10 protein-coding genes are annotated in these 21,620 nt (G+C 64.2%); 7 read left to right on the forward strand and 3 right to left on the reverse strand.

The genetic code is table 11. The features are described 5' to 3' along the window. Window positions 1-74: 74 nt before the first annotated feature. Together B2790_RS00135 and B2790_RS00140 are read right to left on the reverse strand one after the other, a co-directional pair. Window positions 75-560 (reverse strand): isochorismatase family protein, encoded by a 486-nt coding sequence (locus B2790_RS00135; RefSeq protein ID WP_286917994.1) that lies wholly within the window; start codon window positions 558-560, stop codon window positions 75-77. Window positions 561-621: 61 nt separating this feature from the next. Continuing rightward, window positions 622-1,533 (reverse strand): LysR substrate-binding domain-containing protein, encoded by a 912-nt coding sequence (locus B2790_RS00140; RefSeq protein WP_085706159.1) that lies wholly within the window; start codon window positions 1,531-1,533, stop codon window positions 622-624. A 196-nt stretch (window positions 1,534-1,729) separates the two neighbouring features. Between B2790_RS00140 and B2790_RS00145 the strand changes: the two genes are divergently transcribed. The 3 genes from B2790_RS00145 to ttdB are packed head-to-tail and all read left to right on the forward strand — an operon-like array spanning window position 1,730 to window position 4,626. Next, window positions 1,730-3,067 carry a dicarboxylate/amino acid:cation symporter gene (locus B2790_RS00145; protein ID WP_286917995.1) on the forward strand — a complete coding sequence of 446 codons (1,338 nt, stop codon included), beginning with the start codon at window positions 1,730-1,732 and terminating at the stop codon, window positions 3,065-3,067. Between the two features lie 54 nt (window positions 3,068-3,121). Beyond that, the gene (gene ttdA, locus B2790_RS00150; protein ID WP_013972067.1) at window positions 3,122-4,021 is read left to right on the forward strand and encodes a L(+)-tartrate dehydratase subunit alpha; all 900 of its coding nucleotides are present in this window, start codon (window positions 3,122-3,124) and stop codon (window positions 4,019-4,021) included. Then, a complete protein-coding gene (ttdB, locus tag B2790_RS00155; RefSeq protein ID WP_286917996.1) occupies window positions 4,018-4,626 on the forward strand; it encodes a L(+)-tartrate dehydratase subunit beta in 609 nt (202 codons plus the stop codon). Before ttdA ends, ttdB begins: the two co-directional genes overlap by 4 nt. 153 nt (window positions 4,627-4,779) lie before the next feature. Here ttdB and B2790_RS00160 read toward each other — a convergent pair whose 3' ends face one another. Continuing rightward, on the reverse strand, window positions 4,780-15,534 hold the full coding sequence (locus B2790_RS00160; RefSeq protein WP_286917997.1) for a peroxidase family protein: 10,755 nt from the start codon (window positions 15,532-15,534) through the stop codon (window positions 4,780-4,782). Window positions 15,535-16,082: 548 nt separating this feature from the next. Here B2790_RS00160 and B2790_RS00165 point away from each other — a divergent pair. The 4 genes from B2790_RS00165 to B2790_RS00180 all read left to right on the forward strand — a co-directional run bounded on the left by B2790_RS00165 (window position 16,083) and on the right by B2790_RS00180 (window position 21,581). Further along, window positions 16,083-17,819: a type I secretion system permease/ATPase gene (locus B2790_RS00165; protein WP_286917998.1), complete on the forward strand. Its 1,737-nt coding sequence runs from the start codon at window positions 16,083-16,085 to the stop codon at window positions 17,817-17,819. A 6-nt stretch (window positions 17,820-17,825) separates the two neighbouring features. Continuing rightward, window positions 17,826-19,166: an HlyD family type I secretion periplasmic adaptor subunit gene (locus B2790_RS00170; RefSeq protein WP_075044812.1), complete on the forward strand. Its 1,341-nt coding sequence runs from the start codon at window positions 17,826-17,828 to the stop codon at window positions 19,164-19,166. A gap of 1 nt (window position 19,167) precedes the next feature. After that, window positions 19,168-20,496 (forward strand): TolC family outer membrane protein, encoded by a 1,329-nt coding sequence (locus B2790_RS00175; protein WP_286917999.1) that lies wholly within the window; start codon window positions 19,168-19,170, stop codon window positions 20,494-20,496. Between the two features lie 221 nt (window positions 20,497-20,717). Continuing rightward, window positions 20,718-21,581 carry a sensor domain-containing diguanylate cyclase gene (locus tag B2790_RS00180; RefSeq protein WP_286918000.1) on the forward strand — a complete coding sequence of 288 codons (864 nt, stop codon included), beginning with the start codon at window positions 20,718-20,720 and terminating at the stop codon, window positions 21,579-21,581. The last annotated feature ends 39 nt before the right edge of the window (window positions 21,582-21,620 follow it).

Consider the following 21,620-nt stretch of genomic DNA (forward strand, 5'->3'; position numbering starts at 1 on the left):
GCACGCCCGCTCCCACAAGGTCGCTGCCAACTCAATGAGTTATGTGCAGTTCTATGAGAATGGGCCTGCAAGCGCTAGCCTGGTACAGCCACTTCGGCGAGCACCTCGGCCGAGGTGGTGACCTGGCGGAAGTGATGCTTCCACAGGTCGATGCCCAGCTTGCCCGACCTGTCGAGCGAAGAGCCTACCGTCATGTCGGTGACCAGGGTGGGCATCAGCCCCGCATCGAACAGGGCGAAACCGGCGGCCAGCACACAGGTTTCGGTCTGCAGCCCACATACCAGCACGCGCTCCACACCCAATTTCTTGATGTAGTCGATGGCCTCTGCGCTCTGCCCATAGCCATGCTTGACGAACACCTGGTCGGCTTCGACCAGGCTCTCGTCCTCCGCCGCCGGGTGCCAACCAAGCTGGCGCTCGAACGGCGTGACCTGTTCGTCGTGCAACTCGACCGAGGCGATGGTGGGGATGTTCGCGGACAACCGGCGCAGGCCATCGACCAGCCACTCGGGCGGGCTGAAGGTGGACTGGACATCGACAATGAGCAAAACCTGGCGCATGGGCGGATTCCGGGCATGGGCAAAGGCGCGGAGTATAACGCGATCGCCTGTGGTAAAGGCCTCAATGCCACCCTGCCAGGCTGTCCCCCTGGCGGAAGAATGCCCTCAAGTGCTCGACGAAGCACGACACCTTGGCCGACAGGTTCAGGCGTTCCAGGTACACCGCATAGATATCCGCAGGCGGCGTGTGGTAATCGCCCAGCACCTCCACCAGGCGCCCGCTGCGCAGGTGGTCGGCCAGGTTCCACTCGGCCCGCAGCAGGATGCCCTGCCCGTCCAGCGCCCAGTTCAGGGCGACCTCGCCATCGTTGGTGCTGAGGCTGCCATGCACCTTCACCGACTCGCTCTGCTTGCCGCGGCTTAGCCGCCAGATACCGAACGCGGCGTCGTTCTGGCGCAACACGATGCAGTTGTGGCTGGCCAGGTCCTTTGGCGATTCGGGGGTACCGTGGGCTTCCAGGTAACCGGGCGATGCGCACAATCGGCGGCGGTTGGCCGCGATCTTGCGGGCGATCAGCCGCGAGTCGGGCAGCTCGCCAAAGCGGATGGCCACGTCGATGGCATCGTTCGGCAGGGCAATGGGGCGGTCGGTCAGGTGCAGCTGCACCTCCACCTCGGGGTAGCGCTTGGCAAACGATGACACCGCCGGCCCCACGTGGGTACGGCCAAAGCCCAGCGGCGCATTGACCCGCAGCAAGCCCTTGGGCTCGGCACGGCTGCTGGACACCTGCCGCTCCATTTCCTCGATCTCGCCCAGTATGCGCTTGGCATTCACCAGGTAAGTCTCGCCCTCGGCGGTAAGGCTGATGCTGCGTGTGGTGCGGTTGAGCAGGCGCACGCCCAGGCGCTGTTCCAGCTGGGCCAGGCGCTTGGAGACCGCTGGCGGGGTCAGGTTCAGTTCGCGAGCAGTGCCCGCCAGGCTACCCACCCTGATCAGCTGGGTGAAGAACGCCAGCTCCGATACCGGATTCATAATTAACCTGAGGGAAACAATGAGTTGAATTTCATTGTATTACAGCATTTTTGAAAAACCATTACCTTTTGCCCTGCGTGATTAACCACAAGAAAGCTGGGCTCTTCGGCCGCCAAGGCCAGGTGTGACCTGCACCCCTCACGAGCAGCCCGGCCGCCAGATAAATCCGACTCACAACAATAATTCGGAGACGGCAATGGCCAAGCGATTGTTCGGCAAGCTCTACGTACAGGTATTGATCGGCGTAACCCTCGGGGTGCTGATCGGAGTGTTCTGGCCACAGGTTGGCGCTGACCTGAAGCCCGTCGGTGACGCCTTCATCAAACTGATCAAGATGGTCTTCGCCCCGATCATCTTCGCCACGGTGGTGCTGGGCATCGCCAAGATGGAAAACATGAAGGAACTCGGCCGCGTCGGCGTGCGTGCGCTGATCTACTTTGAAGTGCTGTCCACCTTTGCCCTGGTACTGGGGCTGGTGGTGGTCAACATCGTGCAGCCCGGCCAGGGCATGAACGTCGACCCCGCCACCCTGGATGCCAAGAGCATCTCCACTTACACCGCCGCGGCAGCCGGCAACAGCGGCGGCTTCATCGACTTCCTGCTGCATGTGATACCCGGCAGCGTGACCGATGCCTTCGCCAAGAACGAGATCCTGCCGATTCTGCTTTTCAGCACCCTGTTCGGCATCGCCCTCTCCCACCTGGGCCCGCGCGGCAAGCCGATGGTGGATGTGCTCGAAGCGTTCTCCCACGGCATGTTCTTCATCGTCGGCATGATCATGCGCGTGGCACCGCTGGCCGCCTGCGGTGCCATGGCCTTCACCGTGGGCAAGTACGGGCTGGGCTCGATCGTTTCGCTGGGCAAGCTGATGGCGACCATGTACCTGACCTGCTTCCTGTTCGTGGTGGTGGTGCTGGGCGCCATTGCCCGGCTGTGCGGCTTCAACCTGTGGAAGTTCCTCAAGTACCTCAAGGAAGAACTGTTCACGGTACTGGGTACCAGCTCATCCGAGTCGGTGGTACCGCAACTGATGAACAAGCTGGAAAAGGTTGGCGTGTCCAAGCCCGTGGTCGGCCTGGTGATCCCCTCGGGCCTTACCTTCAACCCGGACGGCCAGTGCATCTACTACACCATGGCCGCCATCTTCATCGCCCAGGCCACCAACACACCGTTGACCCTGATGGACCAACTGATCGTGCTGGGTGTGCTGCTGCTCACCTCCAAAGGCTCTGCAGGCGTAACCGGCTCGGGCTTCATCACCCTGGCCGCGACCCTGGCGACCATGGACAACATCCCGGTGGCCGGCATGGTCCTGCTGCTGGGCGTGGACCGCTTCATGTCCGAAGCCCGGGCCATCACCAACACCATCGGCAACGCGGTCGGCACCGTGGCCATCGCCAACTGGGTGGGTGCGCTGGACAAGCAGCGCATGGCCCAGGCCCTGGACGGCCAGCTACCGACCGACCCCGAACCCGAGGCCGCTGCCCCGCACCCTGCCCTTGCACGCATGGAGGCCGGCACACCCGCACCCTGACCTTACGAAAACCAGCAAAAAGATACTGCCTTGTGATGCAGTGAGGAAATAATCATGGACAAAGAAACAGCCGTGTCATCGCTTACCGACGTGATGGCCAAGTTCACCGCCTATATCGGCAAGCGCCTGCCCCGCGACGTCAAGGAAAAGACTGCCAAGTTGCGCGCCGCCGAAACCAACCCGCTGGCCATCGCCGTGTACGACTCGATGGCCGACAACCAGGAATACGCCGACAAGCTCAACCGGCCCAGCTGCCAGGACACCGGCGTCATCCAGTACTTCGTCTCGGCGGGCGCGCGCTTCCCGCTGCTGGGCGAGATGGAAGGCATCCTCGAGAACGCCACCAGGGAAGCCACCATCCAGGGCCCGCTGCGCCACAATGCGGTGGAAACCTTCATCGAGAAGAACACCGGCACCAACACCGGCTCGAAGATCCCGTGGCTGGACTGGGAAATCATCCCCGATGCCGACTACGCCATCGTCGACGTGTACATGGCCGGCGGCGGCTGCACGCTGCCGGGCTCGGCCAAGGTACTGATGCCGGGGCAAGGTTATGAAGGGGTGACCGAGTTCGTCTTCGATGTCATCACCTCGCGCGGTGTCAACGCCTGCCCGCCACTGCTGGTGGGTGTAGGGGTATCGACCTCGGTGGAGACGGCAGCACGCCTGTCGAAGAAGGCCATCCTGCGCGAAGTGGACTCCAGCCACCCCAACGAAAGCGCGGCGATGATGGAAAAGCTGCTGGAGGAAGGCCTCAACGAAATCGGCATCGGCCCGCAGGGCCTGACCGGCAACAGCAGCGTGATGGGCGTGAACATCGAGTCTTCGGCCCGCCACCCGTCCACCATCGGTGTGGCGGTGTCCACCGGCTGCTGGGCGCACCGCCGCGGCAAGATCCGCATCAACGCCGACCTGTCCTACGACATCCTCTCGCACGAAGGGGTAGTACTGTGAAAAAGATCCTGAGCACACCTATCAGCGACGAAGACCTGGCCAACCTCAACGTGGGCGATGTGGTCTACCTCACCGGCCAACTGGTGACCTGCCGTGACGTTGCCCACCGCCGGCTCATCGAACTGGGCCGCGAGCTGCCGGTCGACTTGCGCGGCGGCGCGATTTTCCACGCAGGCCCCATCGTCAGGAAGAAGGACGATGGCAGCTTCGAGATGGTCTCCATCGGCCCGACCACCAGCATGCGCATGGAAAAGTTCGAGAAGCAGTTCATCGAGCAGACCGGCGTCAAGCTGATCGTCGGTAAAGGCGGAATGGGCCCGGAGACCACGACCGGTTGCCTGGAGAACGAGGCAGTGCATGCAGTGTTCCCGGGCGGTTGCGCGGTGCTGGCGGCGACCCAGGTGGAAGAGATCGAGCGTGCGGAATGGCAGGACCTGGGCATGCCGGAGACGCTGTGGGTGAACCGTGTGCGCGAGTTCGGCCCGTTGATCATCTCCATCGACACCAAGGGCAACAACCTGTTCGAGCAGAACAAGGCCCGGTTCAACGAACGCAAGGGGGCGGTGATCGAGAAGATCAACAGCCAGGTGCGGTTCATCAAGTAACTGCGTGCGACATGGGGCCGCTTTGCGGCCCATCGCGACACAAGGCCGTTCCTACAGGGGTATCACCAAGCCTGAGGGCAGTGATATCCCTGTGGGAGCGGCCTTGCCCGCGAATGGGCCGCAATGCGGCCCTTGTCACGTCTTCTCTGGCCCTCAACCTGCCAGGTTGAAGTCCGCTGCGGTCACTGTGGTTGCATCCGCCACCCCCACCAGGCGGATGGAGTCGGTACCGATGCTGACCAGCGTGTCATTGCCGACATCGGCGATGGTGACGTTGGCGGCAAAGGTGGCCGCGGTGATGTTGAGGGCAGCGATATCCAGCCGGTCCTGGCCACCCTGCGGAACAGCGTCGAAGTTGATGATCAGGTCATTGCCGAAGCCGGCAGCGAACTGGAAGACATCATTGCCATCAGTGGCCATCATAGTGTCGTTGCCGGCACCGCCCACGACGGTATCGTTACCCGCCCCACCGTTGAGGAAGTCATTGCCGGCACCACCCTGCAAGGTGTCGTTGCCAACATCACCAAACAGCGTGTCGTTGCCGTCGCCACCCTGCAGCACATCGACGCCGTTGCCGCCATCAAGGCTGTCAGCGCCGGCACCACCCAGCAGGTTGTCGTTGCCGGTGTCCCCGAACAGCGAGTCATTACCGGCGCCGCCGTCGAGGGTGTCGTTGCCAGCGCCACCGTTCAGGGTGTCGGTGCCCAGGCCGCCGAGTAACTGGTCGTTGCCAGCATCGCCGTTCAGGGTGTCGTTGCCTGCCGCGCCGGTGATGATGTTGGCCAGGCCATTACCGGTACCGGTGAAGTTGCCCGCCCCGATATAGGTCAGGTTCTCGACGTTGGCACCCAGGGTGTAGCTGGCCGCCGTGGCACGCACGGTATCCGTACCGCCCGCCGTAGCCTCGACCACCACATCGCCGGCGTTATCCACCACATAGGTGTCGTTGCCAAGGCCACCGACCAGGCGGTCGATACCGGCACCGCCATTGAGCAGGTCGTTACCGGCACCACCGGTGATGGTGTTGGCCAGCGTGTTACCGGTGCCGGTGAAGTTGCCTGCCCCGGTAAAGGTCAGGTTTTCGACGTTGGCACCCAGGGTGTAGCTGGCAAGGGTGGTCTGCACCAGGTCGACACCACCGTTCAGCGCCTCGCTCACGGTGTCGCCGAGGTTGTCGACCACAAAGGTATCGTCGCCTGCACCGCCAACCATGGCATCTGCACCAAGCCCGCCGTTGAGGATGTCGTTGCCGGCACCGCCGTCGAGGTTGTCGGGGTCGTTACCGCCATTGAGGATGTCGTTACCATCCCCGCCGAACAGTTGGTCGGCGCCGCCGAGGCCGTTGAGCACATCGTTGCCGCCCAGCCCCGAGAGCGTGTCGTTGCCCGCACCACCGGTCAGGGTATTGGCCCCGGCAGTACCGACCAGCACCACGCTCGGCGGTGGCACCACCGCGGCAGTTGCGGCCGAAGTCAGCGACTCCCGGGTACCAAAGGCGTCGGTGTAGCTCACGACCACCCGCAACTGCCGGTTACCCTGCTCGAAGCCTGGGGTGAAGGTTGCAGCAGTGGCACCCGCGATGTTGCTGAAGGTGCCGCCAATGTTCTGCTGCCACTGGAAGCTGAACGCGCCCAGCCCATCCAGGTCGGCGATACTGCCGGTGAGCGCGGTCAGCGTCTGGCCCTGGTCTGGCGTGGTGTCGCTGATCAGCACGGCACCGGTGGGCGCATCGTTGACGTTGGCCACCGGGTCGAGGATGTCGGAGGCGATGCTTTCCTGCACACCAAAGTCATCCACGTAGCTGACCACCACCCGCATGTTCTGCCCCACCTGGTTCTGGGTGAGGAGGAAGGTGCTGTTGATGGCGCCAGCAATGTCGACCCAGCCCGTACCCCGGTTGGACTGCCACTGGAAGGTGAACCGCGGGTTGCTCAGGCCGTCGGCATCGACGATGGTTGCCGGGTTGGCGGTTAGCGTCTGGTTCTGCACCAGCAGCCCGGTCACGGTAGGCCCGGCGGTCGGCGCGCTGTTCGGCGCCGAATCGACGATTTCCAGCGTACCCTTGGTGTCCTGGTACACCGCGCGTACGCGGATGTTCAGCCCCGCCACATCGTCCGTGACCCGGTAGGTGCTACCGACGGCTCGCGAAACCTCGCCGGCAGCAACGAAGGTGATGTCTTCATAGACACCCGAGCCTGGCAGGGTCTCTACTTGCCAGTAGTACGCCACCGGGCCGGTGATCGCACCGGTCAGGTTGGTCGCGCTGACGTTGTCCGCGTCATGTACCGCCAGCGGGGTGACCCGCAGCAGCTGGCCACTGACCGGTGTGTCGTCACGCACGCCGGTGGCAGCGTCAAGAATCACCAGGCTGCCGGTGGGGCCGGCGTTGACGGCGGTACCCACACCGGAGGCTTGCGAGCCATCCGAGAACTGCAGGCGTTCGATACCGGTCAGGCGGTCGACACCATCACGCCCGGCCACCGAGTCGGTGACGATCACCGAGTTGCCATCGACCACCACGCTATAGTCGGTGGCCACCCCGGAGAACACCGCCGTGTCATAGCTGTCGGTGCCGCTCAGGATTTCACGGACGATCACCAGCTGGCCCGGGTTGTAGGTGCCTTTGAGCATCAGCGGCACCATCGGCTCCATGCTGTCGAAGCTGGCGATTTCCGGGCCGGTGCCGTCGCTGTTGGCGCGCACGCTGATGCGCACGTTCAGCCACTTGTCACCGTCGAGGATGTCGTCGCCACCACGGCCTTCGATCAGGTCGCTACCACTGCCGCCGAGGATGATGTTGCCGCCGTCGTAGAACGTTGCCCCGGCAGCCAGCAGGCCGGACAGGCCGTTGATCAGGCTGATGTTGGTCAGCACGCTGCCGTTGGCGCCGTTGGTAGGCAAGGTGGCAGAAGTTTCGCTGTCACCGCGCAGGAAGTCGCCATGGGCCGAACCCGACAGGCCTTCCATGATGTCGAAGCGCACCAGCGCAGACGCGCCCGAGCCCGGTACCGGCGGCACATCGAAGAAGCGGTCGCTGAAGTCGGCGGTCACGCCCTGGGCCAGGCCCTTGAAGGTCGCCCAGTCGTAGCCGGAACCACCGATGTAGCGGTCACCGAAGCCCAGGCTGCCGACCATGATGTCGTCGCCGCCTTCACCGTTGAACTTGTCGTTCTCGTTGCCACCGATGAACACGTCGTTGCCGATGATCGGGTCGTTGCCGAGCGGGTCGAAGTTGTCACCAGGCGCACCGTCCGAGGTGCCCTTCTCGATCCAGTCGTCACCTTCGTTGCCCATGTCCTGCTCGTTGGCCTTGCTGCCCAGGATAAAGTCGTTGCCCTGGCCGCCAATGGCTTCGGAGGCGTCCTCACCGGTGACGATGAAGTCGTTGCCGAAACCGCCGATGATCAGGTTGACGCCATTACCGCCGTGCAGCACATCGTTGCCGTCGCCGCCCTGGATGTTGTCGTCACCACCCATGTCGCTGATGATGTCGTCGCCGGCACCACCACGCAGCTGGTCGTTGCCGTCGCCACCCTCGATGCGGTCGTTGCCGCCATCGCCCCAGACCGTATCGTCACCCTCGCTGGACACCAGGATGTCATCACCGTTGGTGCCACCCAGCACGATGTGCTGGTCACCGGCATAGCGGATGTAGTTGGTGTCCGGGCCTGCTGTCAGCGGGCTGTCGCGGAACACCACCTGCTCGCCGTTTTCGCCCAGTGGGTCGGCATTGCCCAGCCCTTCGTTGAACTGCTTGCTCTGGTCCACTTCCAGGTAGAAGCCAACGTCGGAGAACACCAGGCCCGGCAGGTGGGTGGCCGAGGTGTTGGCCATGATCAGCTTGGCGAACGAGTTGCTTTCCAGTTCGGCGTTCATCGACAGGCCGGCGGTGCGCTCCAGGTAGTAGAAGCGGTCGCCGTCCTGCAGTTTCTCCATCTGGTTCTCGAACACGAAGTTGAAGGTGCTGCCGAGCATACCGCCGAACGGGGTTTTCGCCTCCGCCAGGCCGCCGATCCACAGGTCGATGGCATCGACCCCGGTCACGGTCACCGCCCGCAGGTCATCGACGGTGCCGAGCACGCCATCCTTGCCAGGGAGCGTGACATTGGCATACGCACCGGTGCTGTTGAGGAAGTCCAGGCGATCGGCTGGTGCGCCATCGCCGCCGAACACCAAGGCCATGGCCGCCGCGCGTTTTTCCAGCAGCGTGGTGGCCTCGGTGATGGTGCTGTGGGTGCCGTAGGCAGCGATGAAGTTGATCAGCGACTCCGGATGCTTCAGGTGCTGCACCAGGTCGACCCAGCTGGTGTAAGGCTTGAGCTGGGTATCGCCGGTTTGCGCGTAGATGTCGCGGCGCACAGCGTTCAGCGAAGGGATACCGACGTCGCGGCCACGGGCGATGTTGATCGCCGGCAGGTCCAGCGGCAGGCCGAGCAGGTTGTTGCGCAGCGCCTCGGTGACGAACTCGTCGATCTCGTTACCGGCCTGGCGGGTGACCCCGCGCACGATGGCACTGGTGGCATCCTCGGGGGTGACGCCACTGGCGGCATACGCCAGCGGGTTGAGGAACGCCGCGATCAGGCCCAGTTGCTGGTCGGGGTTGGCGCTGGCCGGGTCGCTGATGACGGTGAAGTCGACGTCGAAGCGGTCGACGGTCTCGGTCAGCATCGAGTGGCCGAAGCGGTACACGGTGTGAGCGAACTCGGCCACGATCGACGCATCGAGGTCGACGTCATACACCTGGGTCGGGGCGAAGAACAGGTCGACCCGCGGCTGCACGGTACGGGCGAACTCCTCGAACACCAGGTGCTGGTACTGCATCTCGGTACCGAACTTGGCGGCCTGGAACAGCCGCTCGCCATTCCACACCAGTGCATCGATTGCGGCCTGGTCGGCCGGCAGCACGGTTATCGGGTTGAGCAGCCACTCGTTGATGAAGGCCAGGTCACCCGAATCGAGCACGGTGTCCATGGTCTGCGCCACCAGCCGGTTGTGCTCGGAGTGGAAGATCGCATGCACGGCGGTCAGGCCGATGTTCTCGTTGACCCTGCCGTCGCCAGCGATGTAGTGCGCATCGAGCAGTTCGTTGTCGTAGGCCAGGTTGGCGCCGGTCTGCGGGTTCACCGGCACAGCGTTGCCCACATCGGTATCGGCATCAGGCGCCAGTACGCCGTTGCTGAACACCGGCACGGCATTGTGGGCGATGTCGGCAAGGAACTGGTGACCGGTGCGCACGGCATTGGTCAGGTCGATCGGCGCCAGCGGGTTGCCTTCGACCTGCTGGTCGTCGGCCGTGCCGGCAATGCCGTCGGCACCTTTCATGATTACCATCGGGAAGCCGTTGGGCCCCTTGATGAAGTTGCCGTAGGCATCGGTCGCCAGTAGCGGCACGTTGTCGACGTCTGCGTCGGTCAGGTTGATACCCAGTACGTCACGGGCTTGGGCCTTGACCACCTTCCAGGTCGCCATGCCACCAATTTCGGTGTCGTCGGCGGTACCGTAGCGGCCGTCGGCGCCCAGGTCCCGGTTGGTGATCAATCGGCCGGTGGCGATAGGTCCGTCGTCGGTCAGCAGATAGCCGCGCAGGAACACCTGGTGGGAAGGATGCGAGCTGTAGGTCTGGTTCTGATCCACGAACGGAGTGGTGGTATTGGTGTGCTCGTGGATGTCATCGGCGTTGCCGAGGATGCCATCCGGCCCAGGCAGGTTGGTCGCACGGGTCACCACCATGAAGTTGGTGAAACCGCCCTCCACGTACAGCGGGTCATCCGGTTGCAGCGGGATGTAGATGGTGCCCGAGCCCCCCTTGGTGACCAGGTCCAGGCCATGGTCGAAGAACTGGCCGAAGAAGGTCATCCAGGCGTTGAACGGCGCGGACAGGCCGGCATCGGCGGCGGTGTTCTCGAACAGGTACACGTCGTGGTCGTCGGCGGTGCCGAACTGGCCGTCCAGGCCTGGGCTGGCGACGATGCGCACGCCGTCCTTGAGCACGTCGTCGTTGCCCACGGCACCGAAGTTGAGCACACCGTCCGCACCGGGGTCATATGCCGTGGCATAGGCAGCCGGGTTGTTGGAGGTCTGGTCGGACAGCAGGTTGCTGATGGTGCGCGGCTGCGAGTCGAACACCGGGCCGCTGGTCTGTTCGTAAGACGAGCCCGGAATGGCCGGCGAGCCAGGGCCGAAGAAGCCGGCCGGTGCACCTTCGGCCGGGTTGAACACCGGGTCGGTCACGCGCGGGAAGACGTTGTCGGCGGCACCGTACTGCGTGTTGTTGATACCGTTGAGGTTCATCAGGTTGTTGTTCGAGCCATCCACCGCCCGCAGGCCCAGCGCCGAACGGATGTTGGGCAGCAGCGAGAGGATGTCTGCCCCGTTGGCATCGGCCTCGGCGATCTTGATCTGGTCGAGGATGAAGTTGAGGTCGGAACGCACCATGTGCAGCCCGGCGCCGCCAGCAGTGGCATCCGCCACCGGCGTGGCTGGCGTCGGTACCACAGGCGCGCCCGGTTGCACCACGGTGGTGGGCTGGGAGAACAGCACTTCGGTGGTGCCATGGGCGTCCTGGTAGATCGCCTTGACCCGCAGGGACAACCCGGCCAGGTCTGGCGACACCTTGAACGTGGTGCCGTCGGCACTCTGGAACGCCAGGTCGCCGGCCGGCAGCAGGATGATGTCCTCGAACACACCACTGCCCGGGGTGGCCTCGAACTGCCAGTAGTACGACACCGAACGGTCGGCGAGCGTGCCCAGCGGGTTGCCGGCGCTGATGTTATCGGCGTCCCGCACGCCGGCCACGTTTACCGTAAGCAGATCGCCCACGGTGATCGCACCGCCGTTGCCGTCAGTGATGGCCGGGTTGCCGACAGGCTGCGCATTCACGCCTTCCACCAGCACCCGCTGGCTGTCGGCGAACTGCAGGCGTTCGATGTGCAACAGGGTATCGACGCCATCGCGTCCAGCCACGTTGTCGGTCACCGTCCAGACATCATCTGATGTGTCGAGCGTACCTTTGGTGTTCTGAGTCACCGTGTACTCGCTCTGCACCCCTGAGAACACCGCCGTGTCGAACGCCGCGCCTCCCGTCGAGGTGCCGGGCAGTATTTCCCGCACGGCCTTGAGCTGGCCAGGGTTGTAGGTGCGGTCGAGCATGAACGGAATCATGTCGACCATGCTGTCGAAGCTGGCGATTTCAGGGCCGGTGTGGTTGACGTCTCCCGGGGCATACACGGCGATGCGCACGTTGAGCCACTTGTCGCCGTCGATCAGGTCATCGCCCCCACGGCCTTCGATCAGGTCGCTGCCGTTGCCGCCGAGCATGATGTTGCCGGTGGCAAAGCCGGTGGTCGGCAACCCGGCATCGGCCAGGAACTGCTGCAGGCCACGGATCAGTGCCACGTTGGTCAGCGCACTGCCGGTGGCACCACCGTGGTTGAGGATGGTCACGGCATCGACATTATCGCCCTTGAGTACATCGGCGAAGTTCGAGCCGGACACGCCCTCGACCTCGGCAAAGCGGTCGAGGATGGAAGCCGGCGAGGCGCCGACCGGGTTGAAAATACCGGTGTTCTGGTTCGGTGCGTTGCCATGGGGTTGAGCCAGGGCGGCCAGGGTCAGGTCGACGGTGACGCCAACCTGGTCATTCTTGTTGGTAATCCAGTCGAAGCCGGACATGCCGTCCATCTTGTCCTGGGCGTCGCTGCCGACAAAGATGTCGTCACCGCCCTCGCCGATCATTTCGTCGAAGCCACCACCACCGACGAAGATGTCGTTGCCGACCACTTCGTCACCCAGCAGCGGCGCAAAGTTGTCGCCGGGCGCACCGTCCTGGGTGCCCTTCTCGATCCAGTCGTCGCCCTCGTTGCCGGTCGGTGGCAGGTTGGTCTTGGCGCCGAGGATGAAGTCGTCGCCCTGGCCGCCGAAGGTGGTGCTGATGTCTTCGGTGGTGATGATGAAGTCCTGGCCGTTGCCGCCCAGGATCAGGTTACCGCCCACCAGCATGCTGCCGGCGACGATCACGTCGTTGCCGTCGTTGCCTTCCAGGCGGTTGTCGCCGAAGGAGTCGGTGATGATGTCATCACCGGCGCCGCCCAGTACGGCATCGTTGCCCGCACCGCCTTCCAGGGTGTCGTTGCCGGCGTCGCCGTAGACGGTATCGTCGCCCTCACCGGAGATGATGATGTCGTTGCCGGAGGTGCCGCCCAGCACCACGTGGTCTTCGCCGGTGTAATGCAGGAAGTTGGTGTCGGTGCCCACGGTATCGGGGTTGTCGCGAATCACCAGCGGCACCACTTCGACGCCGTTGATCATGATGCCGCCCGTCGGGTCGGCCCGGCCATCGGCACCCAGGCCGGTGAACTGCTTGGTCTGGTCCACCTCGAGGGTGAAGGTCGGCGTGAGGAACACGGTGTTGGACAGGTGGGTGACATCGGAGTTGAGCATGATCAGCTTGGCGAAGGAGTTGTTCTCCAGCTCGGTGCCAAAGTTCATGCCCGCGGTGCGCGAAAGGTAGTAGAACCGGTCGCCGTTCTGCAGGGCTTCCAGCTGGGTTTCGAAGACGAAGTTGAAACTGGAGCCGAGCATGCCGCCGAATGGCATTTTCTGCTCGGCCAGGCCGCCGACCCAGAAGTCGATGTCATCGACACCGGTCACGGTCACCCCGCTGATGTCATCGGCGGTGCCGGCGATGCCGTCCGCGCCGACCAGTGTCACGTTGGCGTAGGCGCCGGTGCCGTTGAGGAAGTCCAGGCGGTCCGCTGGCGCGCCGTCACCGCCAAGCACCAGCGCCACGGCGGCGGCGCGCTTGGCCGCTTCGGTGTCCGCCCCGGTGATGGTGGCGTGGGTACCGTAGGCGGCGATGAAGTTGATCAGCGACGCCGGGTGCTTGAGGTGGTCGGCAAAGTCGGCCCAGCTGATGTAAGGCTTGAGCTGGCTGTCGCCGGTCATGGCATAGAAATCGCGCCGCGCCTCGTTGAGGGTGGGGATGCCGGTGTCACGGCCACGGGCAATGTTCAGCGCGGGCAGGTCCAGCGGCAGGCCAAGCAGGTTGTTGCGCAGCGCCTCGGTGACGAACTCGTCGATTTCGTTGCCCAGCTGACGGGTGACGCCACGGATGATCGCGCCGGCCGCTTCGTCGGCGGTAGCGCCACTGCCAGCGAAGGCCAGCGGGTTGAGGAAGGCAGCGATCAGGCCGAGCTGCGGGTCGCCGTCCACCGGGGCGAACGCCGGGTCGAAGCGGTCGACGGTCTCTGTCAGCATCGAGTGACCGAAGCGGTACACCACATGGGCGAACTCGGCGAGGATGGCCGGGTCGATCGAGGTGTCGTAGCCATTGGGTGCCAGGAACTCGTCGATCTGCGGCTGGATGGTGCGGGCGAACTCTTCGAACACCAGGTGCTGGTACTGCATCTCGGTGCCGAACTTGGCAGCCTGGAACAGCCGCTCGCCGTCCCATACCAGCGCGGCAATTTCGGCGGGCGTGGTGGGGATGGCAGCGACATCATCGATCAGCCACTGGTTGAGGAACGCCACATCGCCGGAAGCCAACAGGGTGTCCTTGGTCTGCTGCACCAGGCGGTTGTGCTCGGAGTGGAACACATGGTGCACGGCAGTCAGGCCGATGTTCTCGTTTACCCGGCCGTCGCCGGCGATGTAGTGGGCGTCGAGCAGTTCGTTGTCGTAGGTCAGGTTGTTGCCACCCGGCCCCACCGGCTGTGCGTTGCCCACGGCAGTATCGGCGTCGGCCTGCAGCACACCGTTCACGATCACCGGCGCGGCGTTGTGGGCGATGTCGTCAAGGAAGCCATGCCCGGTGCTCACGGCATTGGCCAGGCTGATCGGCGCGTCGCGGTTGCCTTCGACCAGCGTGGTGACGTCGTCGGCGGTACCGGCGATGCCGTCGGCGCCATTGTTGACGCGCATCACCACCTGCGGCATGCCGTTGGGCCCGCGCAGGAAGTTGCCGTAGGGGTCGGTGGCCAGCAGCGGCACGCTGTGCACATCGGCATCGGTCAGGTTGATGCCGAGCAGGTCGCGGGCCTGGGCCTTGACCACTGCCCAGGTGGCCATGCCACCGCTTTCGCCGTCGCCATCGTCGGCGGTGCCGAAGCGGCCATCGGCGCCCAGGTCACGGTTGGTGATGAGCCGCCCGGTGGTTACCGGGTCGCCTGCAGCATTGAGCGTGTATTCACGCAGGAACACCTGGTGCGAGGGGTGCGAACTGTAGGTCTGGCTCTGGTCGACGAACGGCGAGGTAGTGTTGGTCTGGCCATCGTCGGCGGTACCCACAACACCATCGGCGCCTGCGGTACGCACAGCCCGTGGCAGCACCATGAAGTTGGTCGGGCTGCCTTCGACGAACAGCGGGTCGTCCGGCTGCAGCGGGATGAACACGACGTCGGTGCTGCTTTTGGTGACCAGGTCCAGGCCGTGGTCGAAGAACTGGCCGAAGAAGGTCATCCAGGCGTTGAAGCCGGCGGTCAGGCCGACGTCGGGCGACACGTTGGGGATGAAGAACACTTCCGTGTCATCAGCGGTGCCGAATACCCCATCGATGCCGGGGCTGATCACCGGGGCGGCGCCGCCATTGGCTTCGACTGCGGCCGGGTTGTTCGCCGTCTGGTCGACGATCAGGTTGCTGATGGTACGTGGTTGCGAGTCGGTAACCGTACCGGTGCCGGCATAGGCGCCAGTGAAGGACGGACTGAGCAGGCGCAGGAACGAGTTGTCGGCGGCGCCGAACTCACTCTGCCCGGTCACCAGGTTGTTGTAGCTGCCGTCCACGGTACGCAGGCCGAACGGCACCTGGCTGTTGGGCAGCAGGTCGATCAGGCTGGTGCCATCGGCATGGGCTTCGGCGATGAAGATCTGCTGGAGGATGAACTCCAGGTCCGACTTGCTGAAATCTGCCATTTCAATTGCCCTCGATCTGTCGGGAGATGACTCAGGGCAACAGGGTCCTTCCCGCGCCCAGTCAGTGTGACGTGCGCAGTTTCTGATTCTGGGTTCTGGGGCAGTTGGGCACTACGGTGCTGTGTTATCGCCACTGGCCTCATCGCCGGCAAGCCGGCTCCCACAGGAACGGCGGGAACCTTGTAAACGGTGCGATACAGGTAGGCACCGCACACACATCGACCCCAGCTCGCACAGGGTCCGAATACATCAGACTAAAGTCGCAGAAGAAAAACTTGTCAATATCCCGTCAAAAAATTCGTCCGACATTGATAACGCGACACAACTCCCTGTTTTTCATGGCACTTATGAAAAGTTCAAAGATTTTATAGAGCAAAAAGATATTACCGAGTGTTTCACTGCAACCTACGCTGCTGCATGTGGGAGCAACGCAGCGTTTTGGACCATTCGCCCTTAGAGCGACCCGCCTGCGAGCCGACCAGAAGCCACAACTACCGCTGTACGGGGCGCCGCAAGGGCTTCCCGTTTGTGATAAAGGGAGGCCCCCGATGCACAAGCCGCCACGTACCCGTTCCGAGCTGGCCGACGTGCTGTTCCGCCTGCGCCGCAGCTTTTTTGCCCTGGCCGCCTTCAGCGGCGTGATAAACGTCATGATGTTGACGCCAGCAATTTATATGTTGCAGGTGTACGACCGCGCCCTGGTCAGCCGCAACGTCACCACCCTGATCATGCTCACCCTGCTGGTAATCGGCCTGTTCATGCTGATGTCGGCCCTGGAGATGGTCCGCACCCGCGTACTGATCCGGGTCGGCAACTTCCTCGACATGGACCTCAACCGACGCATCTTCAGCGCTGCCTTCGAACGCAACCTGAGCCGCACCGGCGGCAACCCGGCCCAGGCCCTGCAGGACCTTGCGCAGGTGCGCCAGTTTCTGACCGGCAACGGCCTGTTCGCCTTCTTCGATGCCCCCTGGACGCCGATCTACCTGCTTGTCTGCTACCTGGTCCACCCACTGCTGGGGCTGGTGACGCTGATCGGCTCGCTGATCCTGGTAGGCCTGGCCTACCTCACCGAGAAGGCCACGCAAAAACCCTTGGCCGAGGCCAACCAGGCGGCCATGTCGTCGGCCAGCTATGCCAACAACAACCTGCGCAACGCCGAAGTGATCGAAGCCATGGGCATGCTGCCGGCGATCGGCAAGCGCTGGTACCAGGGCCACTTGCGCATCCTGCAGATGCAGACCCTGGCCTCCGACCGCGCCGCAATGATCAGCAGCACCGGGCGTTTCGTGCGCATCACCTTGCAGTCGGTGATCCTCGGTGCCGGCGCACTGCTGGCGATCGAAGGCAAGATCACCCCCGGCATGATGATCGCCTGCTCGATCCTCACCGGCCGCGCCCTGGCCCCGGTGGAGCAGGTGATCGCCGCATGGAAGCAACTGCTGGGCTGTCGTTCCGCCTGGGGCCGGCTCAACGACCTGCTGCACGACTACCCGCAGCGGCCACCGAGCATGTCGCTGCAACGACCAATGGGCATGCTGGCCGTGGAAAACGTGATCGCCGGCGCCCCCGGCACCAACAACAACATCGTGCGCGGGGTCAGCTTCAGCCTGGTCCCGGGTGAAAGCCTGGGCATCATCGGCCCTTCGGCCTCGGGCAAATCCACCCTCGCCCGCCTGCTGGTAGGCGTGTGGCCGACCCAGGCCGGCAAGGTGCGCCTGGACGGTGCCGACATCTTCACCTGGAACAAGGCCGAACTTGGCCCGTGGCTCGGCTACCTGCCGCAGGACGTGGAGTTGTTCGAGGGCACCATCGCCGAGAACATCGCACGTTTCGCCGAAGTGGACAGCGAAGCGGTGATCCGCGCTGCCCGCAGCAGCGGCGTGCACGACATGATCCTGCGCTTCCCGCAGGGCTACGACACCCGCCTGGCAGCCGACGGCAGCCCGTTGTCCGGTGGCCAGAAGCAACGCATCGCCCTGGCCCGTGCGCTGTATGGCGAGCCGAACCTGGTGGTGCTGGACGAGCCCAACGCCAACCTCGATGACGTTGGCGAAAAGGCCCTGGTCGATGCGCTGGCCGAACTCAAGGCGCGCGGGGCCACGGTAATCCTGATTTCCCACCGGCCCAATATGCTGTGCGCGGTCGACAAGGTGCTGATGCTGCGTGACGGTGCCGTGCACATGCTCGGCAGCCGCGACGAAGTGTTCGCGGCGCTGCGCAAGGCCAGCGTGATCCCGGCGGCGACCGCAGCGCCGCTGGCCTCGGTAAAAGTACGGGAGTGATCGATCATGCAGATGACCCAACACACCGAATTGATTCCCGCCGAGGCCCGCAACGGTATCGACCTGGACATGGGCCGGCCGGCACGCTGGGGCGTATGGATGGTCATCGCCGGCTTTGGCGGTTTCCTGCTGTGGTCGTGCCTGGCGCCACTGGATGCCGGGGTAGTCGCCACCGGCACGGTCAAGGTCACCAGCAACCGCAAGGCGGTGCAGCACCTGACCGGCGGCACGGTCGAGGCGATCCTGGTGCGTGAAGGCGACATGGTGAAGAAAGGCCAGGAGGTGGTACGCCTGGACGCCCTGCGCGCGGTGGCCGAACAGGGCGCGGTCAGTGCCCAGTACATCGTCAGCAAGACCGTGGAAAACCGCCTGGAAGCCGAGCGCGATGGCCGCGACACAGTCACCTTCGACCCTGCCCTGCTCAAGCACTACGGTAGCGACCCGCGCCTGCTGGCCGCCATGGACCTGCAACAGCGCCTGCTGGACACCCGTCGCGCGGGCCTTGCCGGTGAACTGAGCATCCTCGAGGAAAACCTGGCCGCCACGGCGGTGCAGCTCAAGGGCCTGCAGCAGGTGTACGGCGCCCGCGCCTCGCAGATCGGCTTCCTCAACCAGGAACTGCAAGGCACACGCGTGCTGGCCGCCGAAGGCTATGTGCCACGCAATCGCCTGCTGGAGCTGGAGCGCAACAATGCCGACCTGTCCGCCGGCCAGGCCGAAAACCTCAACAACATTGCCCGGGCGCGCAGCCAGGCCACCGAGATCAAGCTGCGCATCTTGCAACGCCAGCACGACTACCTCAAGGAAGTGGAATCGCAACTGACCGATACCGCCAAGGAGAACACCACCTTGGCCGATCGCCTGCGCGCGCTGGACTACGAAGTGACCCACACGGTGATCCGCTCACCGATCGACGGCATGGTCCAGGCCCTGAGCATCGCCACGGTCGGCGGCATCATCCAGCCTGGGGCCAAGATCATGGAGGTGGTGCCGCTCGACCAGCCGTTGCAGGTGGACGCGATGATCCCGGTGCAGGCCATCGACAAGATGGTGCCGGGCCTGGACGTGGACCTCGCCTTCCCGGCCTTCAACCATGCGAAGACACCGAACATCCCCGGGCGGGTCATGACCATTTCTGCCGACCGCCTGATGGACGAAGAAAGCAAGCAGCCGTACTACCTGGCCCAGGTGGAAGTGACGCAGGACGGCATGGGCCTGCTGGGCAGCAACCACATTCGCCCCGGCATGCCGGCCACCGTCACCATCAAGACCGGCGAGCGCAACCTGCTCAGCTACCTGCTCAAGCCGATGCTCGAACGCGTGGACGCCTCGTTCAAGGAGCAATGACATGAATCGCCCGTGCCTGATGTTGTGCCTGTTGGGGTTGTCCGTACAGGCCAGTGCCATGGACCTGAAGCAAGCCTGGGACCTGCTGCAGTACCAGGGCCCAATCTACCGCGCCGCGGTGCACGAGAAAGAAGCCGGCAGCGAGAACCGCGCCATCGGCCAGGCCGGCCTGCTGCCGCAGATCAACGCTGCGGGCTACTTCAACAAGGTCAATGGCAGCCAGCGTCAGAATGGCCGGGACAGCGACCTGGACTATGACTCCAAGGGCGCCAATGTGCGGTTGCGCCAACCGCTGTTCAACAAGCAGAAGATGGCCGAATACCGTCAGGGCCAGCAGCGTGCGGACTACAGCGTGGCGGTGTTCGATGCCAAGAGCCAGGACGCCGCGGTGCGCCTGGCCGAGGCTTACTTCGACGTGCTGCTGGCCAGCGAAACCATCACCCTGGCCAAGGCCAAGCTGAATGCCTTCGAAGAGCAATTGGCGTCGGCGAAGCGCCGCATGGAGCTGGGTGCCGGCACCATCACCGACATCGACGAGTCGGTAGCCCGTCGCGACCTGGCCGAGGCCGACCTGATCGAGGCCCAGGACAACCTGGTCAACGCCCGCCGCAAGCTGGAGGAATATATCGGTGAAACGCCGGAGTCGCTGACCACCTTGCAGTCGGGCTTCAGCACCCCGCCGCTGATGCCAGGCAAACTGCAGGACTGGCTGGTCAAGGCCCAGGCCGACAGCCCGTTGATCCATGCGCGCCGACACAACTACGAGCTGGCCGAAGAAGAAGTGAAACGCGCCCGCGCCGGGCACTGGCCGACCCTGGATTTCGTGGCGGGCTATACCGCCGGCAGCAGCCAGTCGATTTCCGAACTGAACCAGCGCAACCACTACAGCTCGATCGGGCTGGAGCTGAACATTCCGCTGTACAGCGGCGGCAGCACCAGCGCCCTCACCCGCCAGGCCAGCGCCAACAGTTCCAAGGCCCTGGATGAACTGGACGCCACGCGCGAGGAAGTGATTTCCGGCACCACCCGCGAGTACCGCGGCGTGCAGAGTGGCGCCTTGCGCATTCAGGCGCTGGAAAAGGCCGTGGCGTCCAACGAACGCTCGCTGCTTTCGGCCCGCAAGGGTTTCAGGGAAGGCGGCACCAGCACCAACTCGGATGTGCTCAATGCCGAGGAGTTGCTGTTTGACGCCCGGCATGACCTGTTCGAGGCGAAGCTGAACTACCTGATGTCGCGGCTGCGCCTGGCATCGTCGGTGGGCAGCCTGGGGGATGACGATATTCAGCAGATCAACGATTACCTCGGGCCGGAACTGGTGGTGAGCAACTGACTATCGGGCAGCCCTGTGGGAGCGGGCATGCCCGCGAAGCAGGCGACGCGGTGGATGGCACCGNNGGGAGCGGGCATCCCCGCGAACCCCGGCATAGCGGGTGCCACCCCCCGAGTCGCCTTTTTCGGGGGCATGCCCGCTCCCACAGGGTATGCGGTGCCTACCGCATTCTGTTCCATTTCAGGCTATGATCGGTCACCCCGCCGCGGACGCCCTGCCCCATGCCCGTAGACCTCCAAGCGTTATACCCCAGGCTGATCCACCTGATGCTGGACACGGTGTTCGTGGTGGACCGGGACAACCAGATCGTTTTCGTCAGCGATGCCTGCGAGGCGCTGCTGGGCTACCGGGCCTGCGAACTGATCGGCACCCCGATCACCGACTACATGCACCCTGACGACCTGGCGATCACCCGCGCATCGATCGTCCGGGTGATGAACGGCCAATCCCACTACGACTTCCGCAACCGCTACATCCGCAAGGATGGCGGTATCGTGCATATCCTGTGGGCCGCCTGCTGGTCCGATGAGGCCGATGCCCGCATCGGTGTGGCGCGGGATGTCACCGCCCAACGCCAGGCCGAGGAGGAACTGCGCTTCCTGGCCCACCATGACCCACTCACCCGCCTGGCCAACCGGGCCATGTTCAATGACCGGCTGGACGCAGCCCTTGCCGCGGCCCGACACCACAGCCACCCGCTGGCGTTGCTGTTCATCGATATCAATGACTTCAAGGACATCAACGACAACCACGGCCACAGCGTGGGTGACCGGGTGCTGTGCACTCTGGCGCGGCGCCTGGAAGGCTGCGTAGGTGCGACCGATACAGTGGCGCGGATGGGTGGTGACGAGTTCACCGTGCTGCTGACCGACTACGTGTCGCCAGAGGCCATCGCCGAACAGGTGGCACGCATCCTGGCCGCCATGGCCGAGCCACTCGGCGCCGAGTTTGCCGGCATCGACGCGCCATCCTGCAGCATTGGCGTGGCCCGTTTCCCCGAGGACGGCAACGATGCCGACATGCTGCTGCGCCATGCTGATGGCGATATGTACCGGATCAAGCGACAGCGCGCTGCGGCCGGCTGAGCGCTTTGGCGGCCGCCAGCGGAAACGAGCACGACGGAG

The sequence above is a fragment of the Pseudomonas sp. UBA6753 genome (genome assembly GCF_002453565.1).
Taxonomy (GTDB): Bacteria; Pseudomonadota; Gammaproteobacteria; order Pseudomonadales; family Pseudomonadaceae; genus Aquipseudomonas; species Aquipseudomonas putida_Z.